The organism is Methylobacterium brachiatum (assembly GCF_900113845.1).
Lineage (GTDB): Bacteria > Pseudomonadota > Alphaproteobacteria > Rhizobiales > Beijerinckiaceae > Methylobacterium > Methylobacterium brachiatum.
This window is the reverse complement of record NZ_FOQW01000025.1, coordinates 49,144-67,425: the sequence shown is the minus strand read 5'-3', so window position 1 is coordinate 67,425 and position 18,282 is coordinate 49,144. Positions and strand designations below refer to the sequence as shown.

General features: G+C 72.0%; 15 protein-coding genes. 4 read left to right on the top strand and 11 right to left on the bottom strand.

The genetic code is table 11. The annotated features are described in order from the left end of the window. Nucleotides 1-3 precede the first annotated feature (3 nt). Nucleotides 4-615 carry a pyridoxamine 5'-phosphate oxidase family protein gene (locus BMZ47_RS25260; RefSeq protein WP_091864856.1) on the top strand — a complete coding sequence of 204 codons (612 nt, stop codon included), beginning with the start codon at nucleotides 4-6 and terminating at the stop codon, nucleotides 613-615. Nucleotides 616-658: 43 nt separating this feature from the next. Here BMZ47_RS25260 and BMZ47_RS25255 read toward each other — a convergent pair whose 3' ends face one another. The 5 genes from BMZ47_RS25255 to BMZ47_RS25235 form a co-directional block, all read right to left on the bottom strand. After that, nucleotides 659-982, bottom strand: a complete 324-nt coding sequence (locus BMZ47_RS25255; protein ID WP_091864854.1) for a type II toxin-antitoxin system PemK/MazF family toxin — start codon at nucleotides 980-982, stop codon at nucleotides 659-661. Further along, entirely contained in the window at nucleotides 979-1,203 is a 225-nt protein-coding gene (locus BMZ47_RS25250; protein WP_007563098.1) for an antitoxin MazE family protein, read from the bottom strand. The genes BMZ47_RS25255 and BMZ47_RS25250 overlap by 4 nt, the downstream gene beginning before the upstream one ends. Nucleotides 1,204-1,323: 120 nt before the next feature. After that, the gene (locus BMZ47_RS25245) at nucleotides 1,324-2,223 is read right to left on the bottom strand and encodes a transglutaminase family protein (RefSeq protein ID WP_007563097.1); all 900 of its coding nucleotides are present in this window, start codon (nucleotides 2,221-2,223) and stop codon (nucleotides 1,324-1,326) included. Nucleotides 2,224-2,341: 118 nt separating this feature from the next. After that, on the bottom strand, nucleotides 2,342-4,882 hold the full coding sequence (locus BMZ47_RS25240; protein ID WP_091864852.1) for a circularly permuted type 2 ATP-grasp protein: 2,541 nt from the start codon (nucleotides 4,880-4,882) through the stop codon (nucleotides 2,342-2,344). Nucleotides 4,883-4,895: 13 nt separating this feature from the next. Continuing rightward, complete coding sequence (locus BMZ47_RS25235) at nucleotides 4,896-8,174, bottom strand: transglutaminase family protein (protein ID WP_091864850.1); 3,279 nt, start codon at nucleotides 8,172-8,174, stop codon at nucleotides 4,896-4,898. 226 nt (nucleotides 8,175-8,400) lie between these two features. Between BMZ47_RS25235 and BMZ47_RS25230 the strand changes: the two genes are divergently transcribed. Continuing rightward, nucleotides 8,401-9,585, top strand: coding sequence for a zinc-binding metallopeptidase family protein (locus tag BMZ47_RS25230; protein WP_039902888.1), 1,185 nt, complete (start codon nucleotides 8,401-8,403; stop codon nucleotides 9,583-9,585). Nucleotides 9,586-9,596: 11 nt separating this feature from the next. Here BMZ47_RS25230 and BMZ47_RS25225 read toward each other — a convergent pair whose 3' ends face one another. From BMZ47_RS25225 to mntR, 3 genes are read right to left on the bottom strand one after another with little or no spacing between them, the layout of a single operon-like run. Continuing rightward, nucleotides 9,597-9,956, bottom strand: a complete 360-nt coding sequence (locus BMZ47_RS25225) for a DUF6883 domain-containing protein (protein ID WP_091864848.1) — start codon at nucleotides 9,954-9,956, stop codon at nucleotides 9,597-9,599. Further along, nucleotides 9,953-10,213: a DUF4926 domain-containing protein gene (locus BMZ47_RS25220; protein ID WP_007563087.1), complete on the bottom strand. Its 261-nt coding sequence runs from the start codon at nucleotides 10,211-10,213 to the stop codon at nucleotides 9,953-9,955. The genes BMZ47_RS25225 and BMZ47_RS25220 overlap by 4 nt, the downstream gene beginning before the upstream one ends. 51 nt (nucleotides 10,214-10,264) lie before the next feature. After that, on the bottom strand, nucleotides 10,265-10,726 hold the full coding sequence (mntR, locus tag BMZ47_RS25215) for a manganese-binding transcriptional regulator MntR (protein ID WP_007563085.1): 462 nt from the start codon (nucleotides 10,724-10,726) through the stop codon (nucleotides 10,265-10,267). Between the two features lie 297 nt (nucleotides 10,727-11,023). Between mntR and BMZ47_RS25210 the strand changes: the two genes are divergently transcribed. Continuing rightward, nucleotides 11,024-12,301: an Nramp family divalent metal transporter gene (locus BMZ47_RS25210; RefSeq protein WP_039902862.1), complete on the top strand. Its 1,278-nt coding sequence runs from the start codon at nucleotides 11,024-11,026 to the stop codon at nucleotides 12,299-12,301. Nucleotides 12,302-12,434: 133 nt separating this feature from the next. Beyond that, on the top strand, nucleotides 12,435-13,424 hold the full coding sequence (locus BMZ47_RS25205; RefSeq protein WP_091864846.1) for a DUF808 domain-containing protein: 990 nt from the start codon (nucleotides 12,435-12,437) through the stop codon (nucleotides 13,422-13,424). 242 nt (nucleotides 13,425-13,666) lie between these two features. Here BMZ47_RS25205 and BMZ47_RS25200 read toward each other — a convergent pair whose 3' ends face one another. From BMZ47_RS25200 to BMZ47_RS25190, 3 genes are all read right to left on the bottom strand, one after another. Beyond that, nucleotides 13,667-15,355 carry a thiamine pyrophosphate-binding protein gene (locus BMZ47_RS25200; protein ID WP_091864844.1) on the bottom strand — a complete coding sequence of 563 codons (1,689 nt, stop codon included), beginning with the start codon at nucleotides 15,353-15,355 and terminating at the stop codon, nucleotides 13,667-13,669. Nucleotides 15,356-15,498: 143 nt separating this feature from the next. Further along, nucleotides 15,499-16,692 carry an FAD-dependent oxidoreductase gene (locus BMZ47_RS25195; RefSeq protein WP_244536936.1) on the bottom strand — a complete coding sequence of 398 codons (1,194 nt, stop codon included), beginning with the start codon at nucleotides 16,690-16,692 and terminating at the stop codon, nucleotides 15,499-15,501. A 223-nt stretch (nucleotides 16,693-16,915) separates the two neighbouring features. After that, the gene (locus tag BMZ47_RS25190) at nucleotides 16,916-17,800 is read right to left on the bottom strand and encodes a LysR family transcriptional regulator (protein WP_091864840.1); all 885 of its coding nucleotides are present in this window, start codon (nucleotides 17,798-17,800) and stop codon (nucleotides 16,916-16,918) included. Between the last annotated feature and the right edge of the window lie 482 nt (nucleotides 17,801-18,282).

The window sequence follows — 18,282 nt, the reverse complement described above, 5'->3', positions numbered from 1 at the left end:
GCGATGATCGTCGAGACCGTCGCGCAGCTGGAGGCGATCTATCATGCGCCGCTGGCCCCCGCCTCCGTGGCCAAGGTCACGGCGGCGATCACGCCGGATTACGCCGCGCTGATCGCCGCCGCGCCGTTCGCGGTGCTGGCGACATCCGGCCCCGAAGGGCTCGATTGCAGCCCCCGGGGCGACCGGCCGGGCTTCGTCCGGGTCGCCGACCCGCGCACGCTGATCCTGCCGGACCGGCGCGGCAACAACCGGATCGATTCCCTGCGCAACGTCGTGCGCGATCCGCGGGTGGCGCTGCTGTTCCTGATCCCGGGCTCGGGCACGACCTTCCGGGTGAACGGCAAAGCGGTGATCTCGGCCGATCCGGAGCTGCTGGACTCGTTCCGGGTGGACGGCCACGCGCCGCGCACGGCCCTCGTGATCACGGTCGAGGCGGCGTATTTCCAGTGCGCCCGGTCGATCGTCCGGTCCCGGCTGTGGGAGCCCGAGGCCCGGGTCGATCCGGCGGAGCTGCCGAGCCCCGGGGCGATCCTGGCCACGCTCACCGCGGGCGATGTCGGCGGCCAGGCCTACGACGCGGAATGGCCGGCCCGGGCCGCCAAGACGATGTGGTGAGGGCCGGCCGATCCGGCCGCCCAGATGACTTTCAGAGCCCGGATCACGCGTGGCCGAGGAACAGCGCGAGGGAGCGCGTCACCGCCAGCAGGGTCGCGTCATCGAGGCGGCCGATCGGCGGCCCGACCTTCTCGCGCCGCACCGACATGCCCTTTTCGATCTGGATCTGAGACGGCCTGTTCAAGCCGTTCTCGGGCGTCGGCTGCACGGTCAGCCGGATCAGCGGTGCGTCCACCAACGTCGTCGATAGAAGGAGGACCGTCACGGTGCCGGTCTGCGCGAAGGCGTCGGACTGGATCACGAGGGCGGGACGCGGTTTCCCGAAATCGCCCGCCAGGGCGACCGTCACGAGATCGCCGCGCCTCACGTCTCGGCCGGGTCGTCGAGATCCGCGAGGGCGGCGTCGAGAAGGGCGTTCAGCTCAGGATCGGAGGCATCGGCTGCCGCCACCAGCAGCGATTGCCGCCGACATTCCTCCGCGAAACCCGGCCGGCTCGTATCCGGCACCCAGATCTGCACCGGCCGGAGCCCCGCCGCCCGCAAGGCATCCCGACGCTTCCGGACCCTGTGAGCGATGGGCGTGACCATCGATGCATCCGCCTCCGTTACAGGGAACAGATGGGAGGCCGGAGCGGGGGACGTCAAGGCGAAGCGGGCAGCCCCGACACCGCGCCGTCACGGCGCGGAGCGACACGGCCGGGCGCGGTTTCACCCCACCAGGGCGAGATCCTGCGTCTCGGTCTCGGGGATCACGTCGACCTCGACCTTCAGGCGCTGCTTGCCCGAGCCGCTGACGATGCCGTCCACCGGCGCCACGTCGCCGTAATCCCGGCCGCGGGCCACCACGATGTGGTCGTCCCGCACCGGCACGCCGTTGGTCGGGTCGAGGCCGAGCCAACCCTCGCCGCACCAGACCGCCACCCAGGCGTGGCTCGCATCCGCCCCGCGCAGCCGCGGCCTGCCCGGGGGCGGCACGGTCCGCAGATAGCCGCTGACATAGGCCGCGGGCAGGCCCATGCCGCGCAGGCCCGCGATCATCACATGGGCGAAATCCTGGCAGACCCCGGCCCGGAGGGCGAAGGATTCGGCCAGCGGCGTGCGCACATGCGTGGCCTTGGCATCGAACCGGAAATCGGCCCCGATGCGCAGCATCAGGTCGTGGGCCGCCCCGTAAGCGCTGCGGCCAGGCGCGAAGCTGGCCCGGGCATACTCGGTCACGTCGGGGACGAGGGGCACCCGGCCGCTCGGGAACAGGAAATGGACCGGCGCCCGGCCGCCGAGGTCGCGCGAGGCCACCACGGCGTCACGGACCCGCTCCCAGGCCTGGCCGGATTCCGGCTCCGGCGGCACGCGGCGCTCGACCCGCACCGTGGACAGCGCCTCGACGCTGAAGGTGGTGTGGGGCGTATCGAGGGTGATCGCCACGGCCTCGATCCCGAAATAGTCGCGCCGCATCACCGCATTGGTGGGGCTCGGGTCGATGGTCACGGCGCTCGCCAGCACGCTCTGCCCCTCGCCGTCCTGCGGCTTGAGCCGCAGGGCGCAGCGGGCGAAGCGCACCGGCTTGCCGTAGCGGTAGGTGGTGCGGTGGCGCAGCGTGTAGATCATCCCGGCGGCCGCGCGATTCGATGTCTGACGCGCGCATCATAGGCCGAAAGGGCCATCGGTTTTGCGGCGATCCTGACGCAGGAACAGGAATCCGGGCCGGATTGCGCGGCGCCCCTCATCACGCGAGGCCCGTCAGCTTTTCCGGGCGCAGGGCGTTCGGCCCGGCCGGGAAGTAGCGCACCGCGATACCGTCGGCGAGGCGCTCGAGGTCGGTCTCCAGGGCGGTGAGGCGCACGGCGTCGAAATCGGCGGCCTCGCCGCTGCGCAGCTCCGCCAGGATCCGGGAGGCGAGGCGGCGATGCGGCTCCGGGATGCCGTCGGCCGACAGCGCCGGCAGATCGTCGAGATGCCGGGCGATCGCCTCCGCCTGGAAGGCGATCGAGCGCGGGTTGTAGGGGTCGAGCAGCACCATGTCGCGCACGGGGTCGAGGGCCGCGCCCTGCATGTAGCGCCGGCCGTAGCTGATCTGCGAATCGCACAGCGACAGCATCACCCCCAGGCAGCCCGGCGTCGCCTCGTCGTTGGCGAAGGAGAGCGCGAAGGTGCAGGTGTTGATCGCCCGCTCGACGCGCCGGCCGAGCTCGACGAAGTGCCAGCCCTCCGCCCGGCTCATGTTCTCGTGGGTGAGCCCCGATAGGGCGGCCAGCTGGCTCAGCGCCCGCTCGGCCCGGCCCGCGATCTGCGACTCGGTGAAGGTCCGCTCGGTGTCCAGGGATACGCTCTCGATCAGGTCGGCGAGCACCCGCCAGGCCTCGCCGGAGAGCCGGGCGCGGAGCGCGGCGGCGTTGCGCCGGGCCGAGACGATATGGGCGCGGGCCGAGCCGTACAGCTCGCGCCCGGTCAGCGCCTCCTGGGCGAGCCGGGCGGTGGGCAGGTCGGTGGCGCCGATGGCGCCCCAATCGTAGAGGATCGCCCGCAGGGCCAGGGCGGCCGGGGTGTCGAGGGCCCCGGAGATGTCGGCCCCGACCGCATCGCCGACGCTGCGCAGATGGGCCAGGACCAGCCGGATCACCGCCTCGGTGCGCTCGAGGTAGCGGCCGAGCCAGAACAGGCCGTCGGCGGCCCGGGAGGGCAGGTGGCCGCCCACCCGCCGCACCCGCGGGGCCGCATGGGAGCCGATCAGCGGCGCCTCGACCGGGCTCTCGGACAGCACCCACAGGTCGGCCGAGCGGATGCCGAGCCGCATCTCGATCGGGTCGACATCCTCGCGCTCGGAGACCCGGCAGAAGCCGCCCGGCATCACCTGCCAGCCCGTGGCGGTCCGGGCGGCGAAGACGCGCACCACGAAGGGGCGGGGCACCAGGACGAGGCCGCCATCCTCGCCGCGCTCCCAGCCGGGCATGGTCGAGAGCGGCGCGGCCTCCTGGGCGACGTAGTCGAACGGCCGGTCGCGCAGGGCCGCCACGACCCGGGCCCGCTCGGCCGCCAGGGCCTGGGGGGCCAGCATCGCGTCGCGCCCCGCCCCGCGCTGGGGCGTGGCGGCCGGGCGCAGGATCAGGCTGTCGAGATTCGCCTGCGCGTGGGCCAGGCCTTCGAGGTCGCCGCACCACCAGGCCCGCGGATGCCCGAGCCGCAGGGGCTCGCCCAGGAGCCGGCGGGCGATGCCGTCGAGATAGGGGGCGAGCGCCGCGGACTCGACCAGGCCCGAGCCCGGCATGTTGGCCATCACCAGGGAGCCGTTGCGCAGGGCCTCGATCACGCCAGGCACGCCCAGCCGCGAGGCCGGGTTCAGCTCGAGGGGATCGAGATAATCGGCGTCGATCCGGCGCCACAGGGCGTCGGCCCGCTTCAGCCCCGAGACGGTGCGCACGTGCAGGGCGCCGTCCCGCATGACGAGGTCGTCGCCCTCGACAAGCATCAGGCCGAGATACCGGGCGAGCGCCGCCTGCTCGACATAGGTGCTGCTGTAGGGGCCCGAGGTCAGCAGGCAGATGCGCGGGTCGGAGCGCTCGGCCCCCAGCGCCAGCCCCTCGCGGAACGCCTGGAAGAAGGCCGGCAGGCGCTCGACATGGAGGTCCTGGAAGAAGTCCGGGAAGGTCCGGGCCAGGACCATGCGGTTCTCCAGCGCCCAGCCGAGGCCCGAGGGCGCCTGCGTCCGGTCGGCCAGAACCTGCCAGCGCCCGTCGGGCCCCCGGCCGAGATCGGCGGCGTAGAGCTTCAGGTAATGGCCGCCGGGGGGCGCGACCCCGTGCAGGGGATGGAGGAATTCCGGCGTCCCGGCCACGATCGCGGCGGGCAGCAGCCCGTCGGCGACCAGCCGGCCCGCGCCGTAGGCATCGGCGAGGATTGCCTCCATCAACTCGGCGCGCTGGACGATGCCGGCGCTGAGGTCGCGCCACTCGGCCCCCTCGATCACCAGGGGCAGGCAGCCGAGCGGCCAGGGATGCTCGCGCTGGTCGCCGGAGATGCGGAAGGAGATGCCGGCATCCCGGATGTGCCGCTCCGCCGAGACGAAGCGGGCCAGGATCTCCGGTTCGGTCAGCGCGCCGAGATGGTCGAGCAGGCGCGGCCACGCCCCGCGCGGGGCACCGTCGGGCCCCAGGAACTCGTCCGGCCGGCCGGGGGCGGGCCGGTAGCCCGCGGTCCAGCGCGCGACGCGCTCCCGCGGGCTCTCGACCGCCTCGGCCCGGGCGGCGCCGGATGCGAGCGCCGCCTCCATCACCGGACCCCGGTCATGTCGGGGCCGGCATGCGCAGGTCGAGGGTGAGCGGGAACTCGGCGCTCGCCTCGGCGCGGGGCATCTCGATCCGGCCCGGCGTGTGGCCCAGCGGCTCGAAGCGGGCGAGGCGGCGCCCCTCCGCCTCGTAGGCGTTGACCGGGTGGGTCTCGTAGTTGCGGCCGCCCGGATGGGCGACGTGGTAGCGGCAGCCGCCGAGCGAGCGCCCGCTCCAGGCGTCCAGGATGTCGAAGGTCAGCGGCGAGTGGGCGGGAATCGTCGGGTGCAGCGACGAGGCCGGCTGCCACGCCTTGAAGCGCAGGCCGGCCACGGCCTCGCCGGCCCGGCCGGTGCCGGTCATGGGCAGCCGCCGGCCGTTGCAGGCGATGACGTGCCGCTCGGGCACGAAACCCTCGACCTTGACCTGAAGCCGCTCGACCGAGCTGTCGACGAAGCGCACGGTGCCCCCGCTCGTCCCTTCCTCGCCCATCACGTGCCAGGGCTCCAGCGCCTGGCGCAGTTCCATCCGGACCCCGCCCTGCTCGACCACGCCGAAGACCGGGAAACGGAACTGGGCCTGCGCCTCGAACGCGACCGGGTCGAAAGCGTAGCCTGCCGCCCCGAGATCCTCCAGCACCCCGAGGAAGTCGGCCCAGAGGAAATGCGGCAGCATGAACCGATCGTGGAGCGTCGTGCCCCAGCGGACACATCCGCCGGTCTGCGGCTCCCGCCACAGCCACGCCACCAGGGCCCGCAGCAGCAATTGCTGCGCGAGGCTCATGCGGGCATCCGGCGGCATCTCGAAGGCCCGGAACTCCAGGAGGCCGAGGCGCCCGGTCGGCCCGTCCGGCGAGTACAGCTTGTCGATGCAGATCTCGGCCCGGTGAGTGTTGCCGGTCACGTCCACCAGGATGTTACGGAACACCCGGTCGACCAGCCAGCGCGGGATATTGGGCGCATCGGGGGCCGGGATCTGGGCGAGCGCGATCTCCAGCTCGTAGAGCCCGTCGTGGCGGGCCTCGTCCATCCGCGGGGCCTGGCTGGTCGGGCCGATATAGAGGCCGGAGAACAGGTAGGAGAGCGCCGGGTGGCGCTGCCAGTAGAGCACCAGGCTCTTGAGCAGGTCAGGCCGGCGCAGGAACGGCGAATCGTCCGGCGTGACGCCGCCCATGACCACGTGGTTGCCGCCGCCGGTGCCGGTATGGCGCCCGTCGACCATGAATTTTTCCGCGCCGAGCCGGGTCTGCCGGGCCTCGGCGTAGAGGTCGGTGGTGATCGCCACCGCCTCGCGCCAGGAGGCGGCCGGGTGGACGTTGACCTCGATCACCCCGGGATCGGGGGTGACCTTGATCAGGCCGATGCGCGGATCGTAGGGCGGCTCGTAGCCCTCGATATGGATCGGCAGCTTCAGCGCGGCGGCGGCCGCCTCGAGATGGGCGGCAAGCTCGAGATACTCGTCGGCGCGCTGGGTCGGGGGCATGAACACCCGCACGATCCCGTCCCGGGGCTCGATCGCCAGAGCGGTGCGCACCGCGACGCCGGTGATGCCGGCGCCGTTCACGACAGTCCCGGCGGTCGGGTCGTCGGGGAGGGCGCCGCGGGCCTCCAGCGGGTCCTGCGGCTGGTAATAGGGATAGTGCTCGGGCGGCACGTAGGGCAGGGACGACAGGGGCAGCCGGAAGCCGAGGGGCGAATCGCCCGGCACCAGGAAGGCCTGGCCCCGGCGGAACTCCCATTTCTCCGAGATCCAGACTCGGTCGGCGTCGCCGTCCTTGCCGGTGGGCAGGCTCGCGAGCGGCAGGACGTAGCCCGCCGGCTCGCCGAGGCCGCGGGCGTAGACGCGCCGGATCCGGGCGTCGAACTCCACCGAGCCGGACTTGGCGGCGGCCGGCGTGACGTTGACCGGCAGCTCCGCGGCCTTCTTCTCCCAGAGCTCGCCATCCTCGAAGGCCGGGAAGACGTAGTCGGACAAGCCGAGCCGGCGGGCCAGGGTGTCGGCCAGCGCCTGCGCCTGGGCGATCGTGGCGGTGCCTTCAGACCCCTCGCCCGCTTCCGGGGCGATCAGGGCCGGATCCTTCCAGATCGGCTTGCCGTCCTTGCGCCAGTACAGGGCGAAGGCCCAGCGGGGCAGGCTCTCGCCGGGGTACCACTTGCCCTGGCCGTAATGCAGCAGGCCGCCCGGGCCGAAGCGGTCGCGCAGGCGCCGGATCAGCGTGTCGGCCAGCCGCCGCTTGGTCGGGCCGACGGCGGCGATGTTCCATTCCGGCGCCTCGAAATCGTCCACCGACACGAAGGTCGGCTCGCCGCCCATGGTCAGCCGGACGTCCTGGGCCACGAGGTCGGCGTCGACCCGCTCGCCCAGCGCGTCCATGGCCGACCAGACCGCCTCGGAATAGGGCTTGGTGATCCGCGGCGTCTCGGCGACCCGGGTGATCCGCATCTCGAAGCCGAACTCGGTCTCGGCCGGCTCCGCCACGCCCGAGATCGGCGCGGCCGAGCGGTAATGCGGGGTCGCGGCGAGCGGGATGTGGCCCTCGCCGGTGAGCAGCCCGGAGGTCGCGTCCATGCCGATCCAGCCGGCGCCCGGCAGGTAGACCTCGGCCCAGGCGTGCAGGTCGGTGAAGTCGGCCGACGCGCCGGCCGGGCCGTCCACCGCGGTGGTGTCGGGCACGAGCTGGATCAGGTAGCCGGAGACGAACCGGGCCGCGAGCCCGATCCGGCGCAGCACCTGAACGAGCAGCCAGGCCGAATCCCGGCAGGACCCGCTCTTGAGCCGCAGCGTCTCGGCCGGCGTCTGGACCCCCGGCTCCAGGCGCACGCCGTAGGCGATCTCGCGGGCGATCATGCCGTTGAGCGCCACCAGGAACAGGACCGTGCTGGTCTCCTCGGGCAGCCGCGCGAGCAGCGCCTCGATCTCCGGCCCGTCCGCGTCCACGGGCATCAGGTAGGGCGCCAGCTCCTCCGACAGGTCGGGCTCGTACGCGAAGGTGCGGGTCTGCGCGTAATCCTCCACGAAGAAGTCGAACGGGTTGATCACCGCCATCTCGGCGGTGAGGTCGACCTCGATCTTCAGCTCGTCGGTCTTCTCCGGGAAGACCAGCCGGGCGAGCCAGTTGCCGCTCGGATCCTGCTGCCAGTTCAGGAAATGGTTGGCGGGCGTCACCGTCAGCGCGTAGGCCGGCACCTTGGTGCGCGCGTGCGGAGCCGGGCGCAGGCGCACCACCTGTGGGCCGAGGCTGATCGGCCGGTCGTAGCGGTAATGCGTGACGTGGTGCAGGGCGGCTTTGATCGACACGATAGCTCCGTCTGAAGGATCGAATGCGGTCTCGTAGCCGGTACCGGGCGCCGCAGCGGGTCGATCGCCAAGCCCCACCGCGTGGTTATGTGCCAAGGATGGGGTCACAAGCAATTTTCGTGCGGCGGCGCCCGCTTCCGGGGATCGCCGCCGACCTTGGCCGGAACTTTGCCGGCCGCCCTCGTTTGACCGGAAGGTGGGCCGGTTGCCGGCCCGGGACGGCGCGATGAAGCTCTTCCAGTGCCAGGCCTGCGACCAGCCGGTCACCTTCGAGGCGACCGCCTGCGAGAGCTGCGCGCGGCAGCTGGGCTATGCCTGCGCGGTGCACGAGGTCTCGGCCCTGGAGCCCGTGGCGCTCTCAAGCCATCCCGCCATGGGCGGCGCCCAGACCTTCCACGCCTACGCGGATCCCGGCCGGCGCTACCGCTACTGCAACAACGCCCTGTCGGGGGCCTGCAACTGGCTGGTGCCGGAGGACAGCCCCGACATCTTCTGCACCGCCTGCCGGCACAACCGGGTGGTGCCGGACCTCTCGCAATCCTGGAACCTCACCCGCTGGCGCCAGATCGAGGCGGCCAAGCGCCGGCTGTTCTACTCGCTGCTGCGCCTCGAACTGCCGCTGGCGACCCGGGCCCAGTACACGGACGGCCTGGCCTTCGACTTCCTGGTCGATCCCTCCGAGACGTTCTCGGCCGGGACGCCGGTGCTCACGGGCCATATCAACGGCCTGATCACCATGAACATCGCCGAGGCCGACGACGTCGAGCGCGAGCGGCGGCGGATCCTGTTCGGCGAGCATTACCGGACCCTGCTCGGCCATTTCCGGCACGAGATCGGGCATTACTTCTGGTACCTGCTGGTGATGAACGGGCCGACCATGGGCGCGTTCCGGGCGCTGTTCGGCGACGAGAGCCTGAACTACGTCCAGGCCCTGCAGGACCATTACGCCCGCGGCGCCCCGGCCGACTGGGAGGATTCCTACGTCTCGGCCTACGCCACCGCCCATCCCTGGGAGGACTTCGCCGAGACCTTCGCGCATTACCTGCACATCGTCGACACGGTGGAGACCGCCTCGACCTTCGAGCTGCACGTGCGCCCGCGCCTGCGCCACGCCAGGCCGGCGCCCACGGTGATCGATTTCGACCCCTACGACACCCAGGACCTCGACCGGCTGATCGAGGCGTGGCTGCCGCTCACCTACGCGATCAACTCCCTGTCCCACAGCATGGGCCAGCCGGCGCTCTACCCGTTCAAGCTGACCCCCACGGTGATCGCCAAGCTCGCCTTCGTGCACGAGCGGATCTACGCCTCCCGCTCCGGCACCCTGCCGGATCCCGGTGAGGCGGGCGCCGAGATGCTGCGCGCGGTGATCCTGGGACTGCGCCAGAAGGTGGCGGCGCCGACGGTGTGAGTGGCCGACGGTCAGGGCCGGGGCCGCGGAAGCGGCTTGAGGGTTATGAACCGTGCTGTCCGGGACGGATCGGCATCATCGACCTGCCAGACGGTTCTGACCTGCGGATCCAAGCCACCGCGGGCGGCCAGGGGGCCCTCGAAGTAAAGCTTGGTGGCCCGATATCCGGGCACGAACCCACGGAAATGCGGCTGCCGCGCAGGGTCGAGCAACGCATCGATCAGGGCGTCCGGATCACCCGGCGTAAATCCGAACGCGGCGAGGAACCGGCACTTCGCGGCGCCGTCCCGGTGGCTCGGATTGAGCAGATAGGCGGAGACCTTGGCTGGGGCGACGTGAAAGCGGGACGGCCAAGCGTCCGGGTCGGTCACACGACCGCTCGCTCGACGAGGCACACGGTGTCGGCCTCGACCGTCGCCAGCGTGTCGACCGGCTCCGTGAATTCGACCTCGAAGGCCTCGCCGTCCGCATAGATCGCTACGACGGTACCGGTCGTACCGGCCGGAACCGTCACGTCGTCGTCGCCCGAGACCGCCCGCAGAATCCGGACACGGTCGAGTTCTCGGACGGGCTCGGAACCGAGTCCGCCGACAGGCGGCAGGGACGACTTCGGACGAGGCGCACGCATCACGCGGAAGATACGCCGTCCCGCATCGGACGCAATGCGCCCGGTCGCCGGTCAGGTCTCCTGCCGCCCTTCCACGAAGGCGCGGAACGCCGCCAGGGTCTCGGCGCTGACATGGTGCTCGATCCCCTCGGCATCGCGCCGGGCGGTCTCGGGGCTGACCCCGAGGGTGCACAGGAAGCGCTCCACGATGCGGTGGCGCTCGCGCGCCTGGCTGGCGAGCCGGCGGCCGGCCTCGGTCAGGAAGACGCCGCGATAGGGCCGCTGCTGGACGAAACCGTCCTCGCACAGCCGCTTGAGCATCTTGGCGACCGTGGGCTGGGCCACGCCGAGGCGGGCGGCGATATCGACCTGGCGCGCCTCGCCGCCGTCGCCGATCAGATCGTCGATCAGCTCGACGTAATCCTCGACGAGTTCGGAGCGCCGCGCCTCGCGGGCCTGGCGGAAGCTCTCCACATGCCGCTCGGGATCGACCAGCACGGTCTCGGGGGCAATCGGCTCGGACGGTTCCTGCATCGGCTCTCCCTCTCGCCGCCCCCCGGCGCCGCCCGACCCCTGTCTAGCAAAGTCCGCCCCGGAGAGGGGAGTCCCGCGACGCGATCGCGGCCCCCCATAAATGCCCCCTTGAAACCCGCGGCCGATCCCCTGAATATAGCCCAAGCTATATCTTTGAGAAAAGGGTGAGGCATGGCAACGCCGGACGCGGCGACGGTCCCGGGGGGCCAGATGCCCCGGGGATCTGCGCCCCAGGGACCTGCTCCCAAGGGATCTGCGCCTGAGGGAACGGCACCGGATGGCCCCGCGCTCGGCAGGATGAGCCGGCGCACGGAGCAGGCGATCCGCGACACGCTCGACGGGCGGTCGGGCGGGCGCGGCCGGTTCCTGCTGTTCGTGGGTCCCGCCGTGACGGCGTCGATCGCCTACATGGACCCCGGCAACTTCGCCACCAACATCCAGGCCGGCGCGCGCTACGGCTACGGCCTGCTCTGGGTGGTGCTGCTCGCCAACTTCACCGCGATGCTGTTCCAGGCGCTCTCGGCCAAGCTCGGGATCGTCACGGGCAAGAACCTCGCCGAGCATTGCCGCGACGCGACGCCGTTGCCGGTGCGGCTCGGCCTCTGGAGCATCAGCGAGGTCGCCGCCATGGCCACCGACCTCGCGGAATTCCTCGGCGGCGCGATCGGTCTGTCGCTGCTCACCGGCATGCCGCTGATGGCCGGCATGGCGATCACCGCCATCGTCACCTACGCGATCCTGCTCCTGGAGCACGAGGGCTTCCGGCCCCTGGAGATCGCGATCGGCGTCATGGTCGGCACGATCGGCCTCTGCTACGCGGTCGAGCTCGTGATCGCCCCGGTGGATTGGGCGGACGCCGCCAAGGGCCTCGTCACCCCGAGGATCCCGGACGCCCAGGCCCTGACCATCGCGGTCGGGATCATCGGCGCCACCGTGATGCCGCACGCGCTGTTCCTGCATTCGGGGCTGACCCAGGGGCGGGGCAGCCCCCGGACCGACGCCGACCGGCGCCTGCTGGTGCGCTACTCGAACCGCGAGGTGGTGGTGGCGCTGCTGCTCGCCGGCCTGGTCAACATGGCGATGGTGATCATGGCGGCGGCGGCCTTCCATGCCGGCCACAGCGAGGTCGCCGAGATCGAGCAGGCCTACCGCACCCTGACGCCGCTGCTCGGGCCGGCGGCCGGGGCCGCCTTCCTGGTGTCGCTGCTCGCCTCGGGGATCTCCTCCTCGGTGGTGGGGACGCTCGCCGGGCAGATGGTGATGCAGGGCTTCACCGGCTGGCGCATCCCGCTCATCGTCCGCCGGCTGGTGACCATGCTGCCGGCCTTCGTGGTGGTGGCGATCGGCGTCGACCCGACCCGGGCGCTGGTTCTGTCCCAGGTGGTGCTGTCGCTCGCCCTCCCGGTGCCGATGGTGGCGCTGGTCGTGTTCACCCGCCGCCGCAGCGTGATGGGGGCCTTCGCCAACGGCCCGCTCACCCAGATCGCCTCCGTGGCCGGGGCGGCCGTCGTGCTCGGCCTCAACATGGTGCTGCTGGCCGCCGCGTTCGGCCTGCCGGTCCCGGGGCTGGAGTGAGCCTTTCCGCGCGGGCATCGCGCCCATCCGGGCGGACGATTCCGGCTGTACCGCCGCCGCGATCGTCCGCGAGGGATCAAATTCGGTCGCGGATCGTCTGTCTGGCGGACTTACCGTGGACGAGGAACGACCTGTGAGCGTTGGATTGATCGCCCTCCTGGACGATGTCGCGTTCATGGTCAGGGGGGCCGCCGCGTCCCTCGACGACGTCGCGGGTCAAGCCGCCAAGGCGGGAACGAAGGCGGCCGGCGTCGTCATCGACGATGCCGCGGTCACGCCGCGCTACGTCGTCGGCTTCGCGGCGGCGCGCGAGCTGCCGATCGTCGGCAAGATCGCCCTGGGATCGCTGAAGAACAAGCTCCTGTTCCTGTTGCCGGGCGCGCTGGCACTCAGCGCCTTCGCGCCCTGGGCGATCACCCCGCTCCTGATGCTGGGCGGCGCCTACCTCTGCTACGAGGGCGCCGAGAAGGTCTACGAGGCCCTCTTTCCCCATCGCGCGCACGGGCATGCGGCGGAGGGCCAGGGCGACACAGGGAGCGATCAGGCCCGGGAAGACAGCCGCGTCGCGAGTGCCATCAAGACCGACTTCATCCTGTCGGCCGAGATCATGGCCATCACCCTGGCCGCCTTGCCGGAGGGCAGCTTCTGGATGCGGGCGGCTGTGCTCGCCATCGTCGCCCTGGGCATCACCGCGGGCGTCTACGGCGCGGTCGCGCTCATCGTGAAGGCCGACGATGCGGGCCTCGCGCTCGCCCGCAGCCAAGCGGGGCCGCCGCTCGGAACCCTCATCCGCGGTCTCGGGCGCGGCGTGGTCAGAAGCATGCCGATCCTGCTCAAGCTCCTGGCCATCGTCGGAACGGCCGCGATGATCTGGGTCGGCGGCGGGATCCTGATGCACGGGCTGGAAACGTACGGCCTGTCGGGGCCGGCACACGTGTCGCACGAGGCCGCCGTGAGCGCGGCCTCCTACGTCCCGTTTGCCAAGGGCTTGGTCGCGTGGCTGGTCACCGCGATGGCGTCGGGCCTGATCGGGCTGGTGGTCGGCGGTCTGCTGATCCCGCTGACGAGCGTCGTCCTGGCGCCGGCCTGGCGAAGCCTGTCGGGCCTGTGGCGGCGCGCCTGAAGCGAGGCCGGCCCGCAGGAGAGATGGCGCGGCGATCGCCCGCCAGCCTCGTCGCCAAGCGGCGCGGCTGCCGCGTCGAAGCGTTGTCTCGCCCCTTTCCGGCGGTGGACGCATCGGGCACCGCGAGGAATCACACGGCCGGGCTCGCGCGGGACTGCGTGGTCCGGTGAAGCCCGGCCCGCCCAGGCCGGGCCTCGCCTGTGGTGACGGACGGACGCGGCGGCCTTCGGCGACGCCCCGGGTCAGCTCGCCCGGACCACGACCTCCACGAGGTTGGCACCGCCGGACCGGATCCCGGCCTCGATCGCCGGGGCGATGTCGGCGGCCCGGGTCACCCGCCGGGACGGCACCCCCATGGAGGTGGCGAGCGCCAGGTAGTCGACCCGCGGGTCGGTGAGATCCATGGCGATGAAGCGGTTGGCCCGCACCGAGGCGTAGTGCGCCTGGCCTTTCATGAAATTCTTCAGGATGTTGTACTCGGCATTGTTGATCACCACGAAGGTGACCGGCAGCTTCTCGTGCGCGGCGGTCCAGAGCGCCTGGGGCGAGTACATCGCGGCCCCGTCGCCGACGACGCAGACCACCGGCGCCCGGTCGATGCCCAGCGAAAAGCCGACCGCCGCCGGCATGCCCCAGCCGAGCACGCCGCCGCGCATCGCCGCGTATTGGTGGGTGGAGGCGCTGTCGAGGAAGGTCCGCAGATGGGTCAGCGTCGCGGGCGCCTCGTCGATGATCGTCGTCTCGGCCCCCACCGCCCGGGCCACCTCGCGGGCCGCGACCAGCGGCGCGATCACCGGATCCTCGAAGGCGGCGTCGGCCGCGGCGGCGAGCTTGGCCCGCCGCTCGGTCCGGGCCGTCTCCGCCTGCGTCCGCAGCTCCGCGAAGGCGGCGGCGCGATCGGCCACGCGGGGGGCCAGCAGCGGCAGCAGCGCGTCCAGGGAGGCGCGGATGTCGCCCACCGTCGACAGGCTGGTGGCGTAGGTGCGCCCGAGGTCGCGGACGTCGGCCGAGAGCTGGAACACCTGCGTCCCCGGCGGCACCGCCGAGACCTCCGAGTAGAGCACGGTGATCAGCGACTTGCCGCCCAGCGCGAAGACCGCGTCGTAGCGCCCGAGGATGTCGGCGATGGCGTCGGCCCGGGTCGGCAGGTTGCCGGCCCAGAGCGGGTGGGCGGTGGGGAAGGGGATGTGGGCCGGCCAGGACGAGCCGTAGACCGGCGCCGACAGCAGGTCGGCCAGCGCCACCGCCTGGGCGGAGGCGTCTGAGGCGTCGATCTCGTCGCCGGCGATCAGGGCCAGGCGGCCGGGCGCGATGGCGGCGAGCTTCTCGGCCAGCTTGTCGAGGGAGCCCGCCACCGCCCGCTGGTCGATGGTCGAGGTCTCGCCCGCCGGCACGGCGGTCTTCGCCTCCATGACGTCCATCGGCAGGGACAGGAAGACCGGGCCGGACGGGGCGGCGGCGCAATCGTGGAAGGCGCGGCGCAGGAGCACCGGGATCTGGTCCGGGCTTGTGACCTCGCGCGCCCACTTCACCACCGGGTCGGCGATGGCGACGAGGTCGCCCATCAGCAGCGGGTCGGAGAGGGCGTGGCGCAGGTCCTGCTGGCCGGCCGTGACCACCAGCGGCGTGCCGCTGACCTGCGAGTTCCACAGGGCGCCCATCCCGTGGCCGAGGCCGCCGGCGGTGTGCAGGTTGAGGAAGGCCGGCCGGCGCGCGCCCTGCGCGTAGCCGTCGGCCATCGCCACCACGGTCGCCTCCTGCAGGGCGAGGATGTAGCCGATGTCCTGCGCCTCGGTGAGCGCGTCGATCAGCGGTAATTCGGTGGTGCCGGGATTGCCGAAGATGTAGCGCACGCCCTCCGAGCGCAGCACATCCAGCAGCAGTTCGGCGCCCCTGCGGCTCCCGGCGGCGTCCACGGTCTCGATCGGCATGCGCAACCCTCCTCCGCCCCCCGGCGGAATCAGCGCGACGCTACCCCATGGCCGCGCCACGACGAAGAGCCGGGGCGCGGGATCGGGTTTCCGAAGGGCGAGCCCTTCGGCGGGTTGTCAGGGCGCAGCCCTGACGAAGCCGGTTACAGTCCGATCGGCAGGAGGCCGGGCGCCAGAGCCGCGGCGGCCCTGGGTCCGTCCTTCGCCATGCGGATCGCCGTGCGGGCGAGCCGGTTGCGCAGGCGCCGGGCCCGCCAGAGCGCGCCCGTCTCCACGGCGAGGCCGCGGGCGTAGACGCTGGCGCGCAGGCTGCGCGCGTCGCAGGCCTGCTTGATCGGGTCGGCATAGAAGGCCGCGATCTTCTCGCGGCCCATGCCGGGGCTGGCGAGCCAGGCCGGCACATGGACCCGGGCGAGCCGGTCGGCATCGGTCAGCAGCTTGCCGATCCCGGTGCCGGGGATCGGGCAGGCGGTCTGGAAGGCGTCGCCGATCAGCACCAGCCCGTCCCGCTCCACCCCCTCGGCCCGGGCGAGGTCGATCGGCCGGATTTCGAGGGGCCCGGCCACGGACAGGTCCGGGCAATGCTGCGCCAGACGAGGCATCATCGCCCGCAGGGTCGCCTCCGGGTCCCGGCGCAGGGACGCGACCCAGGGCTCGCCGGGGTCGCGGTAGCAGAACAGGTTCGCCCGCATCACGTCCCCGATCGGGAACAGGGTCAGGTAGGCGTCGCGCGCGCCGAACCCTTCGGCGAAGTAGGTCATGGCCGGGAACGGGAAGTCGCCCCGGGGCGCTGCCATGTCGAAGCCGACCGCCAGGGAGTGGCGCGGGCTCAGCGCCCGCTTGGCGATGCCGGCCTTGGCGAGCAGCGCGTGGCCGAGACCGGTGGCGAGCACGACGAGGCGTGCCTCGATCCGGCGCCCGTCGCTCAAGGTGAGCGCCTGGCGCTCGGGTCCGAGCTCGAGATCGGCGACCCGGCCGGGCACCAGCAGCCCGTCGGGCAGGGCGGCCCGGGCGGCCCCGACCAGGACCGGGTAATGCGCGCCCCATTCGCGGGCGGCCTCCCGGTAGGCGAGGCGTCCGTAGCGGACCACCGCGACCTCCTCGGTCGCCGTCGTGCAGGCGGCGAGCGCCCGGCCGAACCCGAGGCCCTCGAACAGGGCCATCTGGTCGGCCCCGAATTTCTCCGCCCGGAAATCCCGGCGCGCCGCGCCGCGTTCGGCCTGGGCGTCGATCAGCGCGACCCGGGTCCCGGCGCGGGCGAGCGCCCCGGCCAGGCAGCTCCCGGCCAGCCCGGCCCCGATCACGGCCACGTCGTAGCTGTCCGCCCCGCTGCCCATCGCTATCATCTGTGAAGTTGTCCCGTCCGCGACGTCAGGATCTCAACGCGCGAAAACGCAGACATGCCAGCGATCATGGTTTCCGTAAAGCACGTACGTAATTTTCCAGCGCCCGGAGACGGAGATCTACATGACCGCGTCGGCAACCGCGGGCGACCTCATCTTCTGATTGAAGTCCCCCACCTTATGCCGATCTCTCGGCCGCCTCCGATCTGCCCTGCGCTTACGCGCGCAGCTGCGCCACGAAGGCGCGCATGAACGGCGGCAGGCCGTCGAGGTCGCGCAGGCACAGGGTCAGGTCGCGCCGCGCCCAGGCATCGGAGAGGGGCACCACCGCGATGGCGAGGCCCTGCGCTGCGCGCGCGGCCGCGCTCTCGGGCAGCACCGCGAGCCCGACCCGGGCCTCGACCAGGCGGCAGACGGCGTCGAAGCCGCGCAGCTGCACCCGCAGGCGCATCGGCCGCCCCTCCCGCACCGCCTGGGCGACCAGGAACCGGCTGATCGCGCTGCGCCGGTCGAGGCCGACGAGGTCGTGGCCGAGCACCTCGGCGAAGGCGATGTCGGCGCGCGCCGCCAGGGGGTGGTCCCGGGCCGCCACCAGCACGAACCGGTCCTCCCGGAACGGGAAGGTCTGGAGCGAGCCGGTATCGACCGTGCCCGACAGGATGCCGAGATCGGCCGCGCCCTCGGCCACCAGCCCGACGATCTCCTCGGAGGTGCGCTCCTCGATCTCGACCCCGATCCCGGGATGGGTGGCCAGGAAGGCCGAGAGCGCGTCGGGCAGGAACTCGGTCAGCGCGTTGGTGTTCGCCAGGACCCGGATCTGCCCGACCGCGCCGCCCGAGAACACCGCCATCTCCTCGCGCAGGCGCTCGACGCCCGCCAGCACCTCCCGGGCATGGGCCAGGAGCGTGCGCCCGGCCGGGGTCGGGCTGACGCCCTGCCGCCCCCGGGTCAGGAGGGCGGCGCCGAGGGAGTCCTCCATCAGCCGGATCCGCGTCGAGGCCGCCGCCAGGGCGAGGTTCGCCCGCGCGGCCCCGTGGGTGATCGAGCCGGCCTCGACCACGTGCCGGAACAGGCCGAGATCGACGAGATCGAACCGCATCATCGCCGGAGGCCTCTCCCGGGCATCGCATCGCCCGGACCATCCGTCTCGCGGCGACAGTGCGGGACGGTATCGCCGCCCGGCCGGCCTGTCAGCGCCCTGCGGCAGGCGCGGCGTGCGGAGCGGACCCGCAGCACGGCAGGCGACGGCGACGGCGCCGAGCCGGCAACGTCAATATCGAAGTTCAAACACCTTAATAGCCGATCGATATCATCCGTAATCGCACAACCATGATCCGGACATACAAGTTTTACCGGGAATTCATGACATTTCTGCCGAACAATACGATCTATATATCTAGCGTATAGTGAAAAACATCCCCACAGGCGAGCCGGAGATCATTTACTCCCCTTTAACGTGCAATATTCCAAATGTATCGCATAGCCGGCGAGACCTTCCACATCGAGGACGGCAACTTCACCCGCGATCGTCACCGGATCGGACCATGACCGCTCTCAGCCCTCTGGATCCGTCCTCGGACCCCC